Origin of the sequence: Acinetobacter colistiniresistens (assembly GCF_000413935.1) — a bacterium.
In the GTDB taxonomy this organism is placed as follows: domain Bacteria; phylum Pseudomonadota; class Gammaproteobacteria; order Pseudomonadales; family Moraxellaceae; genus Acinetobacter; species Acinetobacter colistiniresistens.
Window position 1 is genome coordinate 261,232 of the sequence record NZ_KE340381.1, and the last position, 18,086, is coordinate 279,317.

Annotated in this window: 14 protein-coding genes and 1 pseudogene; 6 read left to right on the forward strand and 9 right to left on the reverse strand. The window is 38.5% G+C overall.

The features are described 5' to 3' along the window. On the reverse strand, nucleotides 1-3,450 hold the full coding sequence (gene smc, locus F907_RS04235) for a chromosome segregation protein SMC (RefSeq protein WP_016652913.1): 3,450 nt from the start codon (nucleotides 3,448-3,450) through the stop codon (nucleotides 1-3). A gap of 10 nt (nucleotides 3,451-3,460) precedes the next feature. After that, on the reverse strand, nucleotides 3,461-4,156 hold the full coding sequence (locus tag F907_RS04230; RefSeq protein ID WP_004663651.1) for a GntR family transcriptional regulator: 696 nt from the start codon (nucleotides 4,154-4,156) through the stop codon (nucleotides 3,461-3,463). Between the two features lie 347 nt (nucleotides 4,157-4,503). Here F907_RS04230 and F907_RS04225 point away from each other — a divergent pair, with 347 nt between their 5' ends. Then, nucleotides 4,504-5,469: a hypothetical protein gene (locus tag F907_RS04225; RefSeq protein ID WP_016652914.1), complete on the forward strand. Its 966-nt coding sequence runs from the start codon at nucleotides 4,504-4,506 to the stop codon at nucleotides 5,467-5,469. A 14-nt stretch (nucleotides 5,470-5,483) separates the two neighbouring features. Next, nucleotides 5,484-6,026, forward strand: a complete 543-nt coding sequence (locus F907_RS04220) for a GTP-binding protein (protein WP_016652915.1) — start codon at nucleotides 5,484-5,486, stop codon at nucleotides 6,024-6,026. On the opposite strand, the gene F907_RS04215 is transcribed toward F907_RS04220, so the two are convergent. After that, nucleotides 6,023-6,823, reverse strand: a complete 801-nt coding sequence (locus tag F907_RS04215; RefSeq protein ID WP_016652916.1) for a sulfite exporter TauE/SafE family protein — start codon at nucleotides 6,821-6,823, stop codon at nucleotides 6,023-6,025. The two genes, F907_RS04220 and F907_RS04215, sit on opposite strands and share 4 nt — an antisense overlap. A gap of 29 nt (nucleotides 6,824-6,852) precedes the next feature. Between F907_RS04215 and F907_RS04210 the strand changes: the two genes are divergently transcribed. Further along, complete coding sequence (locus F907_RS04210) at nucleotides 6,853-7,605, forward strand: biotin--[acetyl-CoA-carboxylase] ligase (protein WP_016652917.1); 753 nt, start codon at nucleotides 6,853-6,855, stop codon at nucleotides 7,603-7,605. Between the two features lie 14 nt (nucleotides 7,606-7,619). Continuing rightward, nucleotides 7,620-8,363 carry a pantothenate kinase gene (locus F907_RS04205; protein WP_016652918.1) on the forward strand — a complete coding sequence of 248 codons (744 nt, stop codon included), beginning with the start codon at nucleotides 7,620-7,622 and terminating at the stop codon, nucleotides 8,361-8,363. Here F907_RS04205 and F907_RS19485 read toward each other — a convergent pair. Then, nucleotides 8,333-8,455: pseudogene (locus F907_RS19485) on the reverse strand (serine hydrolase family protein); the annotation flags it as partial. The gene F907_RS04205 and the pseudogene F907_RS19485 sit on opposite strands and share 31 nt — an antisense overlap. A 37-nt stretch (nucleotides 8,456-8,492) precedes the next feature. Next, a complete protein-coding gene (gene ffh / locus F907_RS04200; protein WP_016652919.1) occupies nucleotides 8,493-9,899 on the reverse strand; it encodes a signal recognition particle protein in 1,407 nt (468 codons plus the stop codon). Nucleotides 9,900-10,046: 147 nt separating this feature from the next. Here ffh and F907_RS04195 point away from each other — a divergent pair, with 147 nt between their 5' ends. Next, nucleotides 10,047-10,856: a cytochrome C assembly family protein gene (locus tag F907_RS04195; RefSeq protein ID WP_016652920.1), complete on the forward strand. Its 810-nt coding sequence runs from the start codon at nucleotides 10,047-10,049 to the stop codon at nucleotides 10,854-10,856. A gap of 80 nt (nucleotides 10,857-10,936) precedes the next feature. Next, nucleotides 10,937-11,866 carry a tRNA dihydrouridine synthase gene (locus tag F907_RS04190; protein ID WP_016652921.1) on the forward strand — a complete coding sequence of 310 codons (930 nt, stop codon included), beginning with the start codon at nucleotides 10,937-10,939 and terminating at the stop codon, nucleotides 11,864-11,866. A gap of 67 nt (nucleotides 11,867-11,933) precedes the next feature. On the opposite strand, the gene F907_RS04185 is transcribed toward F907_RS04190, so the two are convergent. The 4 genes from F907_RS04185 to F907_RS04170 all read right to left on the reverse strand — a co-directional run bounded on the left by F907_RS04185 (nucleotide 11,934) and on the right by F907_RS04170 (nucleotide 18,082). After that, nucleotides 11,934-12,968, reverse strand: coding sequence for a DUF6160 family protein (locus F907_RS04185; protein ID WP_016652922.1), 1,035 nt, complete (start codon nucleotides 12,966-12,968; stop codon nucleotides 11,934-11,936). Nucleotides 12,969-13,066: 98 nt separating this feature from the next. Next, nucleotides 13,067-15,727 (reverse strand): DUF6160 family protein, encoded by a 2,661-nt coding sequence (locus F907_RS04180; RefSeq protein WP_016652923.1) that lies wholly within the window; start codon nucleotides 15,725-15,727, stop codon nucleotides 13,067-13,069. A 27-nt stretch (nucleotides 15,728-15,754) separates the two neighbouring features. Next, nucleotides 15,755-16,513 carry a hypothetical protein gene (locus tag F907_RS04175; protein WP_016652924.1) on the reverse strand — a complete coding sequence of 253 codons (759 nt, stop codon included), beginning with the start codon at nucleotides 16,511-16,513 and terminating at the stop codon, nucleotides 15,755-15,757. Between the two features lie 75 nt (nucleotides 16,514-16,588). Continuing rightward, nucleotides 16,589-18,082, reverse strand: a complete 1,494-nt coding sequence (locus tag F907_RS04170) for a hypothetical protein (protein WP_016652925.1) — start codon at nucleotides 18,080-18,082, stop codon at nucleotides 16,589-16,591. Nucleotides 18,083-18,086: the final 4 nt, after the last annotated feature.

Sequence of the window (18,086 nt, forward strand, 5' to 3'; positions counted from 1 at the left end):
TTAGGACTCCGCAACTAACCCGTATTCTTTTGCCTGTTCTAAATCGACAGTCACTAATTTTGATGTGCCCGGCTCTGGCATGGTCACTCCCAGTAAATCAGTTGCCATTGTCATCGCCAATTTATTATGTGTAATGTAAATGAATTGCACTTGTTCAGAAAGCTCTTTTACCAAATTACAATACCGCTGCACGTTGGCATCATCAAGTGGTGCATCAACTTCATCTAATACACAGAAAGGTGCTGGATTTAACCTAAAGATCGCAAATACTAAAGCCAGAGCAGTTAAGGTCTTTTCACCACCAGATAATAGTGCCAAAGAACTATTACGTTTGCCAGGTGGACGTGCCATCAGCTTCACCCCAGACTGCCAATCACCTTCAAGGCTTAAAGCCGCTTCACCACCACCAAACACCTTTGGAAATAGCAGTTGTAACTCTTGATTGACCTGATCAAAAGTGGTCATAAACAACTTACGCGTTTCCTGATCAATACTTTTCATCGCGTCTTTAAGCTGATCAACAGTATTTTGCAAATCTTGCATCTGATGACTCAGCTCATCAAAACGCTGTGACACCTCTTCGTATTCTTGAGAAGCTGCTAAATTAACTGCGCCAATTTTCTCAAACTGTTGTTGTGCTTTTTCCAGTTTTTGCTGATGATCTTTCATTTCTATCGACAGATCAGATAAAGCTTCCGCATTTAATTCTTTCAGCTGTTCCAGATAATGTTCACGATCTGATTTTGCTGTCTGCCATGCTAAACGCTTTTGTTCCAACTGCTCACGCACCTGCTCGTCTTTCTGTTGAGCTTGATGACGTTGTTCTGTGAGTTGTTGCTGTTTCTCTTGTACTTGATTGAGTTCAAGCTGCCATTCATTCCATGTTTTCTGTAGCTTTTCTGTTTGCTGAAATTGCTCGTGAAATTCAGACTCCAAGTTCGGCAGCTCAAGCTGAATCGGATCAACAAACTTCTTAGCCTGCTCAATTTGTTCGATGATTTGACGATATTGTGTTTTCAGGAACGAGATATCTTTTTCCAATAACTCAATTTGCTGATTGGCTTGCGAGGTCTGGCGGCGTAAAGCTTCACGTTGCTGTTGTTGTTGAGTCAACTGCTGTTGTTGCTCATCCAACTGCTCATTCAAGTTTTCCACCTGAAACTGTAGCGTCTTATAGTTCGGCAACACCGCTTCTAATTTCAATGCAAGCGCATGTAGATCAATCTCCAGATCATCACGCTGCATGGCATCTTCTTCCAGTTGCACATCCAGTTGTTTCAGTTGCTCTGCCAGTTGCTGCTGTTGCAGCACAAAAGCCTGTGCGGTACTTTGTAGCTTGGCAATCTGCACATCCAGTTGCTGCAACTCTTTTTGCTTTTGTTTCACACTTTGCTGCTGTTGCTGCAAGATTTGTTGTTGCTGTTGCAGGCTTTGCTGTTGTTGGAAAAACTGGTTTTCCAAATCAAGCAACTGGGGTTGTTTCTGTGCCAGTTGCTGTTGAATTTCCTCTAAACGCACCTGATGAATGAGCATCCCCTGCGCAGTTTGACTATCTTCATCATAGTGCAGTGCAATCACCCAGTCTGAGCCGACATGATAACCATCAAGCGTCAGAATAGATTGTGCTTGCTGGAGATGCACTTGATATCGCAATGCTGTGGCTAAATTTTCTGCAACGGCGACATTTGTCCATAAAGAAGATTGTGGTGCCTCGATCCATTCACTCAAACAAGTCAGCTCTGCAACTTGAATAGGCTGCTGTTGTGATGATTTTAACTGTCGAGCCACACCTTCCTGAAATGATTGTTCACCATCCAGTACATGCGCTTGCAGCCACTTAGCCAAGAACTTCTCAATAATGCTTGCATGCGCTTTAGCTTGAGCGCTTAAACGTAGGCTTTGCATCAGTCGAACTGCATGTTGATCCTGCTTCGGGCTTTGCTTTGCGACAAGCTGATTCAGGTTTTTTTGTTCAGCCAATAACACCTGAATCTCTGTTTTTAAACTCTGTACATCAGTCTTGCTTAACTGTTGTTGATCTTGCTTAGTCTGAACATCCTGCTGTAATTGTTCAATCGCAGTTTCTAACGTAATAATTTCCTGTTGCAGTTGCTGCTGCAATTGTTCTAACTGCGCCTGTTCATCATCCTGAACCTGAGCACGAATCTGAGTGGTTTGTGTTTGCAGGGTCTGCTTTTGCAGCTCAATCCGTAGCACATTCTTACCCAACTGCTCAATTTGCGCTGCCATCTGCAATTTTTTTTGTTGTTGCTGATCGACTTGGATTTTCAGTTGTTCAAATTGCTGTTGTGCTTGCTTATGTTGTGCTTGAACATCAGTAAAATTTTGCTCAGCCGTTTGTGTCTGCTGTTCTAAAGCAAGTAAGCTTTCGTTTTGCTCATCAAATTGAGTTGTTAAAGTTTCGACCTGTAACTCTGATAATTGTAAACGCTCTTTGGTTTGTAATTTTTGCTGTTCAAGTTGAACCAAACTACTGCTGTTTTGCTGGAATAAACTCTGTTTTTGTTCCAAGGTCATTTTTAATTCAGATAGCTTTTTCTCAGCCTGTTGCCATTCATGCTGTAAAGGCGAAGACTGCTGAATTAAACGCTGGAATAAAGCGCTGGTGGCTTCAAGATCATGTTCAATGGTTTGAGATTCAGAACGAACCAGTTTAAAATTTTCGCCCAGTGCCGTCATTTCAACCGTATATTCTTGCTGTAATTTCTGACTCTGATTAGCTTGGAACGAAAGGATTTCAATTTTTAAAGTTCGAATCTGCCCTTCTAGGGTCTTATATTGAATTGCGGCTTCAGACTGGCGCTTTAAACTTCTAAGTTGGGATTTTAGTTCAGCGGCAATATCGTCTAAACGCGCCAAATTCTGTTCAGTATGCTCTAAGTGCTGCAAGGTTTCACGACGACGCGCCTGATAACGTGATACCCCTGCAGCTTCTTCGATAAACACGCGCATTTCTTCGGGCTTGGCATCGACCAAACGGTTAATCATGCCCTGTTCGATCACCGCATAAGAACGTGGCCCTAGGCCTGTCCCCAAGAAAATATCGGTGATATCACGACGACGACAACGCGTGCCATTTAAGAAATATTCAGACTTACCTTCACGTGTGACTTGGCGACGGACGGCCAGCTCGCTATAAGCATTATAAGCACCGCCTAATTTGCCATAAGTATTATCAAAACGAAGTTCGACACTGGCAACCCCGACAGGTTTACGTTTGGCTGTCCCGGTAAAAATGACATCCTGCATACTACCGCCGCGCAACTGACGTGCATTGGATTCACCCATCACCCAACGAATAGCATCGATGACATTTGATTTACCGCAACCGTTCGGTCCGACCACCGCAGTACGGTTTGCTTTGAAATGTAATGTAGTACTATCGGCAAAAGATTTAAAGCCTGAAAGTTTTAAACTGCTTAAACGCATACTGCCCTAACTAGCGGCGTGAGCGTCTAGCCCAAGCCAATTCAATCTGTTTCATACGTGTCAGAGATTCCAACACAAGGTTACGTAAGTGTCGACAAAAATCTTCCATAAATAAAGCGGCTTGTTGTGATTTTCGGATCAAAATAGCATCAATCACTAACTTAAACAGGGTAAAAGATTCCTGTAATTCACGACGTGAAGTATTTAAGGTTAAAAAGTAGCTACGACGTAACGAAGGCAACAGTTCTTTATAAAATTGCATTAAATAGGGATTGGCCACCATATCATGCTGATCTGCTAAATATTTAAAAATCGAATCGTAGAATTTTTCAATGTCCCCAGCACGTACAAATTCAACCAGTTGATCTAATAAGGTCTGTAGCTGTTCAGCCTCGTTAACTCTCCAAGTCTCACTAATTCGTTGCACAATATGCCCAAGTACCATCACATTGGTGTCAAACAGCGCCTTGACCTGCTGGGCCGACATTTCAGAGACTATTGCGCCACGTCGTGGAAAAATTTCAATTAAATAGGTACGCTCCAGCAATAACAATGCTTCACGAACAGAACCTCGACTCACATCTAATTCTTTCGCAATACGTAGCTCTTGAATACGCTCTCCCTCAACCAGCTCACCACTAATAATTTGTTCACTAATATATTTTGCAATCTGTTCAGAAAGACTATCAGCCTCTTCGAGATTCATGATCCCCTCGCTATCGTTGTTATACGCATATTCCAATGCTATTTGCGCTTTTTTGTTTTAACTGATCTCACTGCATAAATTCTATATCATTGTCTAACAATTTTATTGCTTTTTAAGTCAATCGAAAGATAAAAACAATATTTTAAGGAAATATTTGGTTAAAAATTTAAATTCCTTATGTTTAAGATCAATGAGTTAAGCTTACGAAATTGCGCTAACCAGATATCTGAAAATTAATTTATTTACCAAAAATTTATTGATATTAATCACATAAAACAATATATTCCACAAACATAAGCACGTTTTTATTAATTTTACTGAATTGCTCAGCAATTATGAGTAGCATTATGAGTCTTCATCAAGCTGTTAATATCGCAATTTTTGGGCTCAGTCTCAGAACATTGAATGAATTAAAAGAACATATACAAACTGCTATTCCTAGTCATATCCAAGTCAATTGGAGCAATATTGCTGAACCACATCTCGATATTTTGATGATCAATCATATCTTTTTTGATTCACCGAATATCAAAAGCTTAATCCAAAATAACCATATTAATGTTCTACAAATTGCCAATAATGCTGATAAAAATAGTTCAATCGAAGATGACATTCTATATCTACCATTGAATCATCTTCACTCACTACATCAATGGCTAAATGAGCGCTTAGCTAAAAATGCTGCGATAGAGAAAGTATCCCCACCTCAAGCAACGAATACTACAATTCATCGGAAACAAATCGGGGAAGTTCTACAAGAAATCCTCAATCCTAAAAATGGCAAAATTCAGTTGTTTGATCACAATGGTTTAATTGCAATTGCAGACCCTCGTAACGAATGGGTTTGGCAAAATCCGATGCTACAAACATTACATACAGATCCAAGCTTAAATTACACCTACGCAACACAAAATGACCAACTTTGGATCACAGAGACTCCACAACAAGATTTAAAACAATGGTTATGGAATTTACTTTGGGCATCAAAAGATTTTAATGAACTTTGCCCCCCCTCTGCATCAAGTTTCTATTTAGAGATTTGGCCACAACCAATAAATAAAATTGAGCGCCAAGATATTTTACGTATGGCTGCTTGTTTTGCTAAAGGGGCTGAAATTTCAGTTGTAGCCAGCCAATTAAAATTACCTGAACAGCGTGTCAAACAATTTGTTGCAGCAAGTTTAGGTGCAAATTACGGCAAAATTATCAAAGATCATCAAGCCAACTATCATCCGCAAAATAATCAAAATATGACTGAACAAAATTTTATGAAAAAATTGTTTGGTCGATTACGTAACCGTTTAGGCTTCTAACCTAGGATAACTCTATGATTATACAACAATATAAAATTGTCTTTGGTGGAACTATGGGGTCAGGTAAATCCAGTGCGATAAAGGCCCTCTCGGAAATTGAGGTACTCAGCACCGAGGCTTTAAATACTGATCTTGAATCGCATGAAAAAATGCTCACCACTGTCGGTATCGATTATGGTGAGATTACTTTAGATGATGGCGTCAAAGTCGGGTTATACGGGACGCCTGGACAAGAACGTTTTGATTTTATTTGGGCTGTAATTTGCAAAGGTGCAATTGGTACGATTGTCATGATTGACCACGCCACAGAAAATCCACTACTCGATCTAGCTCAGTATGTAGAAGCGTTCAAACCATTTGGCAATAATATTGTGATTGCGATTACTCATATTGATCAAAAACCAGAAAGAACGCTTTCGATGTACCGAGATTGGCTTGCAACACAAGGCGTTAATTATCCTCTGTTTTTCATCGATGCACGGCAACAGGATGATGTTTTGCTATTGGTAGAGACGCTGATCGCAAATATTGAAGTACATTATGGGCTGATAACTTAAATTAAACCTTTATAAATAAAGTAGCAGCCAACAACAACTAATAAGCCTGCAAAAGATTTTTTTAACATCGCAGATGATAAGCGATGTGCTACTTTTGCTCCCAGTTTAGCTGTAATAAAGCTCATTGCGCTAATACTAAGAAAAGCATAAATATGAACATAACCAATCGTATTTGGCACATTAATTTGCTCTTTTGCACCAAACCACATAAATCCGATTGCACCAGCAATCGCAATCGGCAATCCACACGCCGCTGAAGTTGCCACCGCCTTTTGCATCACCACACCATGACGGTTCAAATAAGGTACCGTTAGGCTACCACCACCAATCCCAAATATCGCAGATGCCACTCCAATTCCACCACCAGCAATAAACTGTAATGGTGCAGATGGTAAGTGGCGATTTGGATCAATAACAGCATGCGCTCCGCTAAACATTTTGTAAGACATCCACACTGCAAATACACCAATAATTAACTGTAAATGCTGCCCAGAGAGTAAATCCGCCACACCTGCACCGAAGAAAGCCCCCAAAACCAAACCTGGTGCTAAATTACGAAATACATTCCACAAGACAGCGCCTTTTTTATGGTGAGCAGTCACAGAACTAATTGATGTTACAATAATTGTAGCTAGAGATGTCCCCACAGCTATATGCATGATCACATTCGGGTCATAATGCATTTGAGTAAAGACAATATATAAAATTGGTACAATAATTAATCCACCCCCAACACCAAACAAACCTGCAGTAAATCCAGCAATTGCGCCAATCAGCAAATATATGATTAACTCCATAAACACATGACCACTCTACTTATAAAACAATGGAAGATTTAGCAACTCGCCAACTTCAGCAATTACTTAATGCAAAAAATCAATTTCCTGAAATAGTCTTGCTCAAAACAACGACAACATCGACCAATGATGATATGCGTGAAATTGCACAAAAAGGCATTAGCTCAGGATTAGTTTGCAGTGCACAGCAAACACAAGGTCGAGGTCAGCACCAACGACAATGGGTCTCTCCTGAAGGGAACATTTATTTAAGCACACTGATTCAAACCAAAACAGCTTTAGATGGTCGTCTTGCCCTAGAGGTTGCACTCAACATCCTACAAATGCCAAGTTTACAAGGTCTAAGTTTACAAATTAAATGGCCAAATGATTTATATAGTGCCCAAGGCAAATGGGGTGGAATTTTGGTTGAACCACTCTCCCCTCATCAAGCGATTGTTGGCGTAGGCATTAACTTAAATACGCCCCCTGTAGAAAATGCGGATCAGCCAATTACCTCTCTGGCGATGCTCGGTTTAGCTCATACTGATCGTTTAACACTGATTGCTGAGCTTTACACTGCGATTCAACAGGCTTCTCAATGGTTTGAACATGGCAGTTATAATTTAGCTGAACGCTTTAACCATCATGCAATATGGCTCAATCAACAAGTTGAGTTTGAACATGCGCAAGGTAAGCTTCAAGGGCGTTTTCAAGGCATCTCCAATGATGGTGCTGTACTCATTAAAACCGATCAGGTTCAAGCCTTCTATCAAGGCCGTTTACGCCTCGCGCCCATTTAAGGAATGATCATTTTATGAAAAGTCTATGGTTGGATATTGGTAATACCCGTTTAAAGTATTGGATGACCGAAAATGATCAAGTGCTTGAACATGCTGCCGAATTACACTTACAGTCACCTGCCGATTTACTGTTAGGTTTAATTCAACATTTTAGACATCAAAATTTAAGTCAGGTTGGAATTTCATCTGTTTTAGATACAGAAAATAATCAACGTATTCAAATGATCCTCGATATTTTGGAAATTCCAATTATCTTCGCTCAGGTACATGCTAATTATGCAGGACTTCGTTGTGGTTATGATGTTCCAAGTCAACTCGGGATTGATCGTTGGTTACAGGTCTTAGCAATTTCAAAACCTGATCAAAACTTTTGTGTGATTGGCTGTGGTACAGCGCTGACCATTGATTTAGTAGAAGGGTTACAACATTTAGGCGGTTATATTCTGCCAAATTTATATTTGCAACGAGATTCACTGATTCAAAACACCAAAGGCATTAAAATTCCTGATTCTGCATTCGATAATCTGAAACCAGGACACAACACCGTTGATGCTGTGCATCACGGTATCTTGCTAGGTCTAATTAGTACCATTGATCAAATTATGCAACAGTCACCTAAACACCTGATTTTAACAGGCGGAGATGCTGAGATATTTGCCAAATTTCTGCAACACCATCGACCTTTGATTGAATCTGATCTCTTACTTAAAGGACTAAAAAATTACGTTCAACTTAAGTCAGCATTAACCAATGTTTGAAGTATCTGGAACAACTGAGGAAACATCGTATATCCATCTTCAGTGCGAAAATGCCCTGCATGAACAGCTTCAATCAGTTGGGCATTCAGTAAAAAGGCGCAATTTGCGCCTTTTCTAGAGAGCTTTAGGTTATTTTTTTGGTTCATTACTACCAAATAAAGGTCCCATGTTACCGCCACCAAATTGTTTTTGCATATTACCTAATGACTTCAACATTTTGCTCATTCCTGACGGATTCGCAAATTTCTTCATCATTTTCGCCATTTGAGCTTGTTGCTTAATTAATTTATTCACTTCAGCAACGTCCATACCACAACCCGCAGCAATACGCTTTTTACGGCTTGGATTCATCAAATCTGGGTTACGGCGTTCTTTAATGGTCATCGATTGAATAATCGCTTCCATTTTTTTCACTTGCTTTTCAGGATTTGCTTGTGCAATCGCATCTTGAATACCAGAGTTACTCATGCCAGGCAACTTATCCAAGAAGCCCATCATACCGCCCATCTTGCTCATTTGCTCAAATTGCATCAGCATATCTTCAAAGTTGAAGGTTCCGCCTTTCTGCAATTTCTTCGCCATTTTTTCGGCTTTTTCTTTGTCGATTTTACGTTCAACTTCTTCGACCAAAGAAAGTACGTCACCCATACCTAAGATACGTTGTGCAACACGATCTGGATGGAATGGCTCAAGTGCATCTAGTTTTTCACCGATACCTAAGAACTTGATCGGTTTACCTGTAATCGCACGAACAGAAAGTGCAGCACCACCACGTGCATCACCATCAGTTTTAGTGAGAATAACACCAGTCAAAGCCAGAGCATCGTTAAACGCTTTTGCTGTATTAGCAGCATCCTGACCTGTCATCGCATCGACAACAAACAGAGTCTCTGTTGGCTTAACTGCAGCGTGTAATTCTTTAATCTCATCCATCATGTCTTCATCGACATGCAGACGTCCTGCGGTATCGACAATTAAAACATCAGCAAACTGGATTTTAGCTTGTTCAATCGCACGATTAACAATATCAATTGGCTTTTCAGATGCTTGCGATGGAATGAAACCCACGCCAACTTCATTGGATACGGTTTCTAACTGCTTGATTGCGGCTGGACGATAGACGTCAGCAGAAACAGTCATTACTTTTTTCTTTTGGCGCTCTTTTAGAAAACGCGCTAATTTTGCGGCAGTTGTTGTTTTACCCGCACCTTGCAAACCTGCAAGTAAAACCACGACAGGTGGCTTTGCGCTTAAATCTAGAGTCTCATTTGCCTCACCCATCATTTTGGTGAGTTCATCATAGACAATTTTTACAAATGCCTGACCTGGAGAAAGCTGAGTCATGACTTCTTGACCGAGAGCTTCTTCCTTAACCTTCGCGATGAATTCACGAGTTACAGGTAATGCCACATCGGCTTCAAGAAGTGCCATACGTACTTCACGTAAGGTATCTTTAATATTGTCTTCGGTCAGCTGCCCTGAGCCAGTAACATTTCTTAAACTCTGTGTGAGTCGTTCTGTTAAGGTATCAAACATTGCGAAATCCGCTTAAAATGGCTAGTTGCAAAAAAATCTTTCTTAAAATAGAAAATTTATGCGTAAGATGCTATAGGATACTGTAGTTCGAAGCGAATTTACATCTTATATAGTGAATATTATTCAACCCCCTGAAAAAGGTTTGACATGATCAGTCTCCCCTTGGTTTACACAATTTTGGCACTTGTAGCCTATACCAGTTCTTTTTGGTATTTGTTTATACGTTTGATGTCAAAACGTACTCCAAATCTTTGGTGTTATTCGATTATGATTGGTCTAGGGCTACTACTGCATAGTACGGTGCTCTATCAAGACATGATGACACCAATTGGCGTGAATTATGATGTATTTAACCTAATGTCATTTACTTCGGGGCTGATGCTAGCACTCAGTTTAATTTTAAGTTTCATTCGACCAATCTTGCCATTAAATTTAATCGGCACTCCTGTTGCCGCAATTGGTTTAATTTTAGGATATGCTTTTAGTCAACCAAACCAAGTTATTGAACAACATAGCTTAGGTTTAGATCTTCATATCATCCTCTCTTTATCAGCTTATGCTGTTTTACTAATGGCAACTATTCATTCCGTATTGCTTTGGTTTCAAGATAGAGAACTTAAGAAGAAACAAAAAAGACGAATTTGGGTTAACTTACTTCCACCATTCCAAGTGATGGAATCAGTACTCTTTGATTTAATTATCACAGGTTTTGGCTTACTCACTGCTGCACTTCTCTTTGGCTTTTTTACAATTGATCACTTCTTTGCTCAACATCTTGCTCATAAAACCGCTTTTAGTATTATTTCATGGTTTTTATATGGTGCGCTTTTAATTGGCCATTACAAATTCGGTTGGCGTGGGCGCAAAGCAATTCGCTTTACCATTACAGGTTTTATCTTACTTGCAATTGGTTTTATCGGTAGTAAGTTTGTTTTAGAAATGATTCTAGGACGTTGATTTCTAGCTTCAGAATAAACTAGACAGCCTATCTGAAAATGCGTATAACGCTGTATTCGCTTCATTAGGTAATAATAATCGTGAAACTTGTGCTCGCTCCAATGGAAGGTCTAACTGATCCGATCATGCGTGATGTGCTCACTCATGTTGGCAGTTTTGATTGGTGCGTAACCGAGTTTATTCGTATTACCGATAGTATTCTTCCAGATCATATTTATTATAGTTTTTGTCCCGAACTCAAAAACTCAGGTAAAACCGCAGCAGGCACACCTGTGCATGTACAGTTTCTTGGGAATAATCCAGAGATGTTGGCCGCCAATGCCGCGAAAGTTGTGGAACTCGGCGCACCTGCAATTGATCTCAATTTTGGCTGCCCTGCCAAAACCGTCAACCGTCATCGTGGTGGTTCTGTTCTATTGGATGAACCTGAAACCGTACACCTCTTAGTTAAAGCAGTTCGTGATGCTGTACCTGCACATATACCCGTTTCGGCTAAAATGCGACTGGGCTATCTAGATGAAAACCACACTTTAGATAATGCACATGCGATAGAAGATGCTGGTGCAAATTGGCTTACCGTACATGCGCGTACTAAAGCAGATGGCTATACCCCACCCGCTTATTGGGGAAAAATTCAGCCAATTACTGAGGCACTAAAAATCAATGTCATTGCCAACGGTGAAATCTGGAATAATACAGATGCCAAAGCTTGTATAGCGCAATCAGACTGCAAAGATATTATGATTGGACGTGGTGCGGTTACAACACCAGATTTAACCTTATGTATTCGAGAGAATAGTGATCAAGCTATCCTTTCTTGGTCAGAGTTAGTGCAACTCCAGCAACGTTTTTTAAGTGGTCAGTACAAGACCGAAGTCGGTATGATTGGACGTTATAAGCAATGGCTAGGAATGATGACGAAAGCCTATCCTGAGGCTCAAGAGCTTTGGACAAAAGTAAAGAAAGAGAAACAACTAGATGAGATTATTAATTACTTGAAGCAGAGCTGACCTTTTTTAATAAGAGTATATTGATAAAAAAAGCGACTGAGGTCGCTTTAATAAAATGACTAACTTATTACATCCCACTAACTTTCATCTTTAAGTTAGTAACTGATGCACCTACAGCACCTATACTTCCAATTGAAGCATTTGGCAATCCATTAAAAGTACTTGATGGATATGTCGTAGACGGACTTCCAGACTGTCCTAAAATTACGTTATTTAAACTCAAGTTAAATTTGTCTGAAATTCCCGAATTCCCAAAAACTAATCCACCAGAATCTGTGCCATTTTTACCCTCAATACCAGCATAAAAACCAGTCAGCCCAAAAGGTGAATTATTATAACCCGTAAATTGAAAATCAAAACCGATACCATATGGATTATTGCTTCCATCATAGTCAGAAACAGCAACTATATTACAACCACTACCTGAACCACAAATTGAATTTATTGCACCACCAAACATAACCATATGCCCTTGTGGTGCTGCACCTAATTGAATATTTACTGTTGGTTTATTAGCGGCAAAAACGATATCTATCCCACTTGCACCACCAACTCTTACTATTTCTTTCACTAAACCTACTTTAGGTTTTAATGTAGAACTATCATAGATAGTACTTTTACTGTATGAATTACTAATGATATCAGAGAGAGTACCTTCACTAGCAGCATATACAGAAAAAGGAGAAATACGAATTCCTGTAATATTATTATTAAAAGATAAAGCAATATTTGTGAAAGCACCTTTATTGGCGACTGTTCCAGCATCTGAATCAATTACAGCGTTGAATCCAAGAATAGTTTCACTAGAACCATTTAGCCCTACAACTCGAACAGGGCTAGAAGACGTTTGCCCTCCAATCACTAAACCAGCCCTTTTAGTATAATCAGGCGATGTATACAATGAAGAACCACTACCGTATGACAAACCATCATTATCTATCATAGAAAGTTGTTTGAATTCAACATTTGCCTGCGCTTGAATAGTCAAACCATCCTGCCCAGTCATTGTAGCAAGACTTTGGTCATCGATAGGTTGCATCGCCATAGTACATGGACTTAATAGCAGTAACGATAGACATCCTAGCTTTTTATTTTTTTTCATTGCCCTGATCCGTAGACAAATGTTTAAAATACATCCGATAGATTAACATAGCTTATCATCTATTCAATCTATTTCAGACCAAATAGATGATGCACATATTAATTACGCGGCATAATACCAAATTGACTTGTTAAGCGACCACCAGTGATTGCTAACTCTCCCAAACGAGCACCTGCACCAGTATTCGGTGGATACAGATTTATATCTCTTGCACGAAATACGCCATCGGTTGTTCGATCTGGGTTAAATGTAAATGATGAGTTGAAGCTAACCATCCCTTCAGCACCATTTTGATTGGCTTTTGGGGCAATTACAATTGCATTATTAAATGCCATTTTACCCGTTAAATTATCTAAACCGAGTGTAGAGCCATCAAGAGGATCACTAATTTGAATTGTATTACCTTGTTTTGGGTCTAAAGTAAAATCACCAACAATATTTAAACTACTCCCAGTTCCATCAGACTTATACTCACTATTTGGTATAAGTGAAAAATCCATGCTACCGCCAGCGCGTAACTTAATACCAAATAGCACATCATTTGATGTAGCAAAATTATTTAATGCTACTTTATTATTAGCTGGAACAGAGCTATTACATCCTGCATTTGATGTAGACAATACACAAGTTTGGTAAGTTGTCCCTGGTAGATATCCAGCAGCAACTTGCGCTGCAGCCACAATAAGTAAATCTTTTAAACTAACGTTTAAACTACCCTTTTCTACACCAATATTACCAGTGCCTTTGAGTAATAAATCAATATTACGCAACCCCATATAATAATCAACAGGTTGATTATTAGCACCTATTTTTTTACCATCAATTACTAAAATTGATGTTGTTTTACTTCCATCAGAACTTACACCCTCAGTACTCATGGCCAGTGAAAAACCTAGACGCGGCGTTAAACCTGTACCAACAACAACTTTATTTGTAGACGATTTATTATAGCCTTTATAATCAGACGTATAAGCATAAGCAGTAGATGCATCAACATTGGTACCAAAAATCGCCATGTTGGCATTTAAATTGTAAAAAGGTAATGCTAGTCCCCATTGATTAGTACCATTATGCTCTGCAATATTTGGAACTGCTGCACCAGTTGCATCATTTGTTCGAGCACTATTTGTAAAACGACCTAGACGAGATATTGCTTGGAATTCAGCACCTCGAACCGCTACTAGTAAACTATAAGGATTTTGATTTGCAGCGATACCATTTGGAGTGTCTGTATAGATATATTGAATATAATCATTATTACTAGTTAAAAAATTACCATTACCAAATCGACTGGTTTGGAAAAGTTTATTTGCAGGTAATAAAACTGTTCGAGTATCAGCTAGATTCACATATACATTGCCACTATCAAATGAACCACGATCAGTTGCGACTAATCCTGTTAAATTTCCAAATTCAAAACCATAAGTATTTAAGCCTGCACTACCAATTTCTAGCGTAGTTGCCTTACCATCACTTCCCAACATTGGATCATTATCTTTAGTAAATTCAGCAGCCATACGGAAAGCAATACCTGTACTCCCCATAATATTATTTCCAGTTGTTGTAGTAATAGGATTATTTGCTGCTAATGATAAATCAGTGCTTAAGTTGTTAGTTTTACCAACAATATTACTTTGATCAGATTTACCATAATTTACTCCAGTATAATCTGGATTATTCTTATTTGTTGTATTCAAGCCTCTCAACTGTAAATAACCATTTACCATTCGACCACTTGCGCCAACACGTATTAATCCCTTGGCATTACTCGGACTATTAGTCCCATCAAGAACATAAGGTGAAGTTTTGCTTACATCTTTATTCAGTAAAAATTCTAAATTTAAACCTGAGTTTGTTGTATCACCACCAGCACCGACTACACCATTACCATAACTGCCAGTATTTCTTAAATTACTAGATGCAGAATCTGTAGTTCTTCTAAAATCAACATATCCATGTGTTGCATCTGGTTGAGTACTAGATGCTAAATTTATTGTGCTATTAGAATTATATGCAATTGTTGCTTTACCAACACCGTCGGAATTAGTTTGTAATCTAAAGCCACCAATGGCATCTACAAACATAACGCCTTTACCTAAAAAGTTAAAATTAAAGTTCTTAAGTATGAGTTGATTAAGCTCATTACTAACATCTTTTTGTCCTAAATAGATATTCGCATTTTTCAATCCTAAATCTAAAGTTGCTTGCTTATCTTTACTAAAAAGTCCATCACGAGTCTTAAAATTAAGATCAATAACTGAACTTGTTTGAATTGCCATATTCCCAATTGGCGCGCTGCAACGCTGAGTAGACTCAGTGTCGCATATTTTAAATTGATCAATCGTAATCAAAGAAGGATTTGCCGAAATAGCTAAATCTAGTCCAGTTCTGCCAGCATCACTACCACTACCACTCCCTATATTTATTTTATAATCTGTTCCTGGAGTCCGATTTGAAATAGGTAAGTTTGAAACGTTAGCATTGGTTGACTGAATCTTAAAATTTTCAGCTGTCGCTTGTAAGTTACCATTTGTTCTACTCGAAGTTCCTATTCCAGCATTATCTTGCCAATAAAGCTTATCAACATTAATTTCATCATAAGAGGTTGAAATATGAACTCCATCTTGACCATTAACATTACGCAATGCACTATCATCTAAGCTTTGTAATGCATGCGCAGAATTTATGAGTAGCATACTTGTTGCTAAAGTATTTAATGCAAACCATGCTGTATTGTGATTTTGGTTATTTTTTTTCATCACTTCAATCCTTGATAATCTCTAGCTCTAGCAACGTGGATGACTGCTATCACAACCAAACATCATGATCTTACCTTGTATAGCAAGATTACCATTCATTCTCATACCAACAAACCCAGTTTCCTTACCCTGATCATATAACGATGTTGCAGCATTCGTTGCGTTATAAGTCGTTGCTTTTAAATATCCATACCCACTAGTTGGTGGGGTACTAGCAGAACCTTCAACCACTTTGCCATTTGAATCGATATAACTTGTAAAATCATCTTGTTCAATCGCAAGTGCATTAAAACCAAAATTTCTAATTAAAATAGGCATACTAGCATCAAGGCTAAGTTGCATAGAAGGTTTAATCTGATCAATTCCACCATCATTCTGATATACTAAATCAACACCATCTAAACCTAGTTTTTGAATATCAACAGTTCCTTGGATTCCCTTGAACACTAGCCATAATTTTCTTGCTGGATTTGCTAAAGTTGGATCACTTTCTGGTACATCCCATAAAGTGTTAGCTCCTTGCACACGACTACTAACAAATCGTTTATTTACCGAAAGTCCTAAATGACAATAACCTAAACCAGTATTATTATTCGCTGTCTTATCGCAAACACCACCAACACCATCATCAAATTGATAAGTACTGGTATGATTTAATGAAAATTTCAATGACAAATCTGCTCCAGCTTGCCCCTCAACCTCTCTCAAAGCTTGGCTATCCAAAGTTTTTAATTCAGCATGTACTATACTTGTGCTGAATAGGAGCAAAATCATCATTTTCTTCATTATAATATCCTGTACTTATAGCATCAAAACCAGCTATTGATTACTAAACCACCACTTTCTTCCCGAAAATAGCTATTAACAAAACTTCAAACCACCCCAACAGTTAGGTGCAAAATTTTGATTTGTTAATTTAAGGTTACTAATATTTAAGTTTAACGCACTATTTCTTAAATCGATATTTCCGATATTCACTGTTAAATCCCCACCTCCTAACAAGCCCCCAAGATCACTTGTATTTGCTTCATTACCACCACCACGGCGTAAATAGTAGGAAACAGCACTTGCAATCTGAGGAAAAAGTGGAGAAATATCAATAGGATCTTGCGGAATTACATATCCAATATTTACTGGATCGGCAAATGACATCCACCAACCTTTTTGTGCAACATCATCCGATTTCGCTCCTGGCCACTGCAATGCTTGTTGCTGTAAAGATAAAGAAAATGGCGAATTAATCGGTAAATTATGAATTAAACCTAAAGACTGATTTAGATTTAAATTTGCAGTAATGTTTGAAATCTGCCCATTCATATAAACATTTTGGAATACGTCTCCTTCTTGCGCGACAAGGCAAGAAATGTCATAGCATTTTGTTACTGTTGCTTCAACCCGACCGCCTTGTGTATAAATAGCTGAAGGCTCTTGGTATGCTGGATCATGTGGACCACTTGAGTTATATTGCACGGACCCATTCACAGGGTAGTTTGCATCACCAGGTCCACCTACATAGATATTAGGGACATTTACAGGAGCTGATAAAATTTTAGACTTTGCTCTAGTTTCATTAACTAAAATTGCTGGAATTTCAAAATAGTTATTATTAATCTGAGGGATATTAAAACCACCAGCAGAAGTCTTAAAATCGGCTCCATTTAAACCTAATGCTTTTAGGGCACCTGTAATCACTAAATCATTTGGATTTAAATAGGTACCATAAAGATTGTCTCTCGTTGCTGCTGTCGTTGCATACCCTTTTATGATACCTGAGCTGTCAGACTGTACTTTCATATAGCCTGAAATAGTATTAATACCATTTGCAACTCCAGTATTTTCCGTTCCAGTTGATAATAATCCTAGCGCTTTTTCTGCACTTAAACGGAATCCAATAACTTGACGCATAGAAGCAGACTCAGGATTTTTAACTGCAAATTCAATAAATGGATTGGTTATTTTTGCCGAAGAAGCAGCTCTTTCCTCATTAGTCATTGCAAGAGGTTTACCATTACTATCAACTTTTAAACCACTTAAACTTAAATTATCAATATCAATATCACAGTCACCAATACCATTTACACCACCACAGCCTAACTGTAGTTTTTTAATATTTGCGTTTAATTCAATTTCTGCTTCCATTCCTAATTTATAGAAACCAATATCTTTAGTACTTCCTGTGCGAGTTGATTCTAAATTTTTTGTATCAACAGGAGAGATATAAGATAGGCTCATTAAAGCCTGTCCTTGTACTTTTGATAATTCATCATCAGTTAAGTCAACCATTGAAGATGCATATAGTCCTTGACTAAATAAAACAGTAGCAATACTAAAGCCCAAAATATTAAAATTAAACATGATG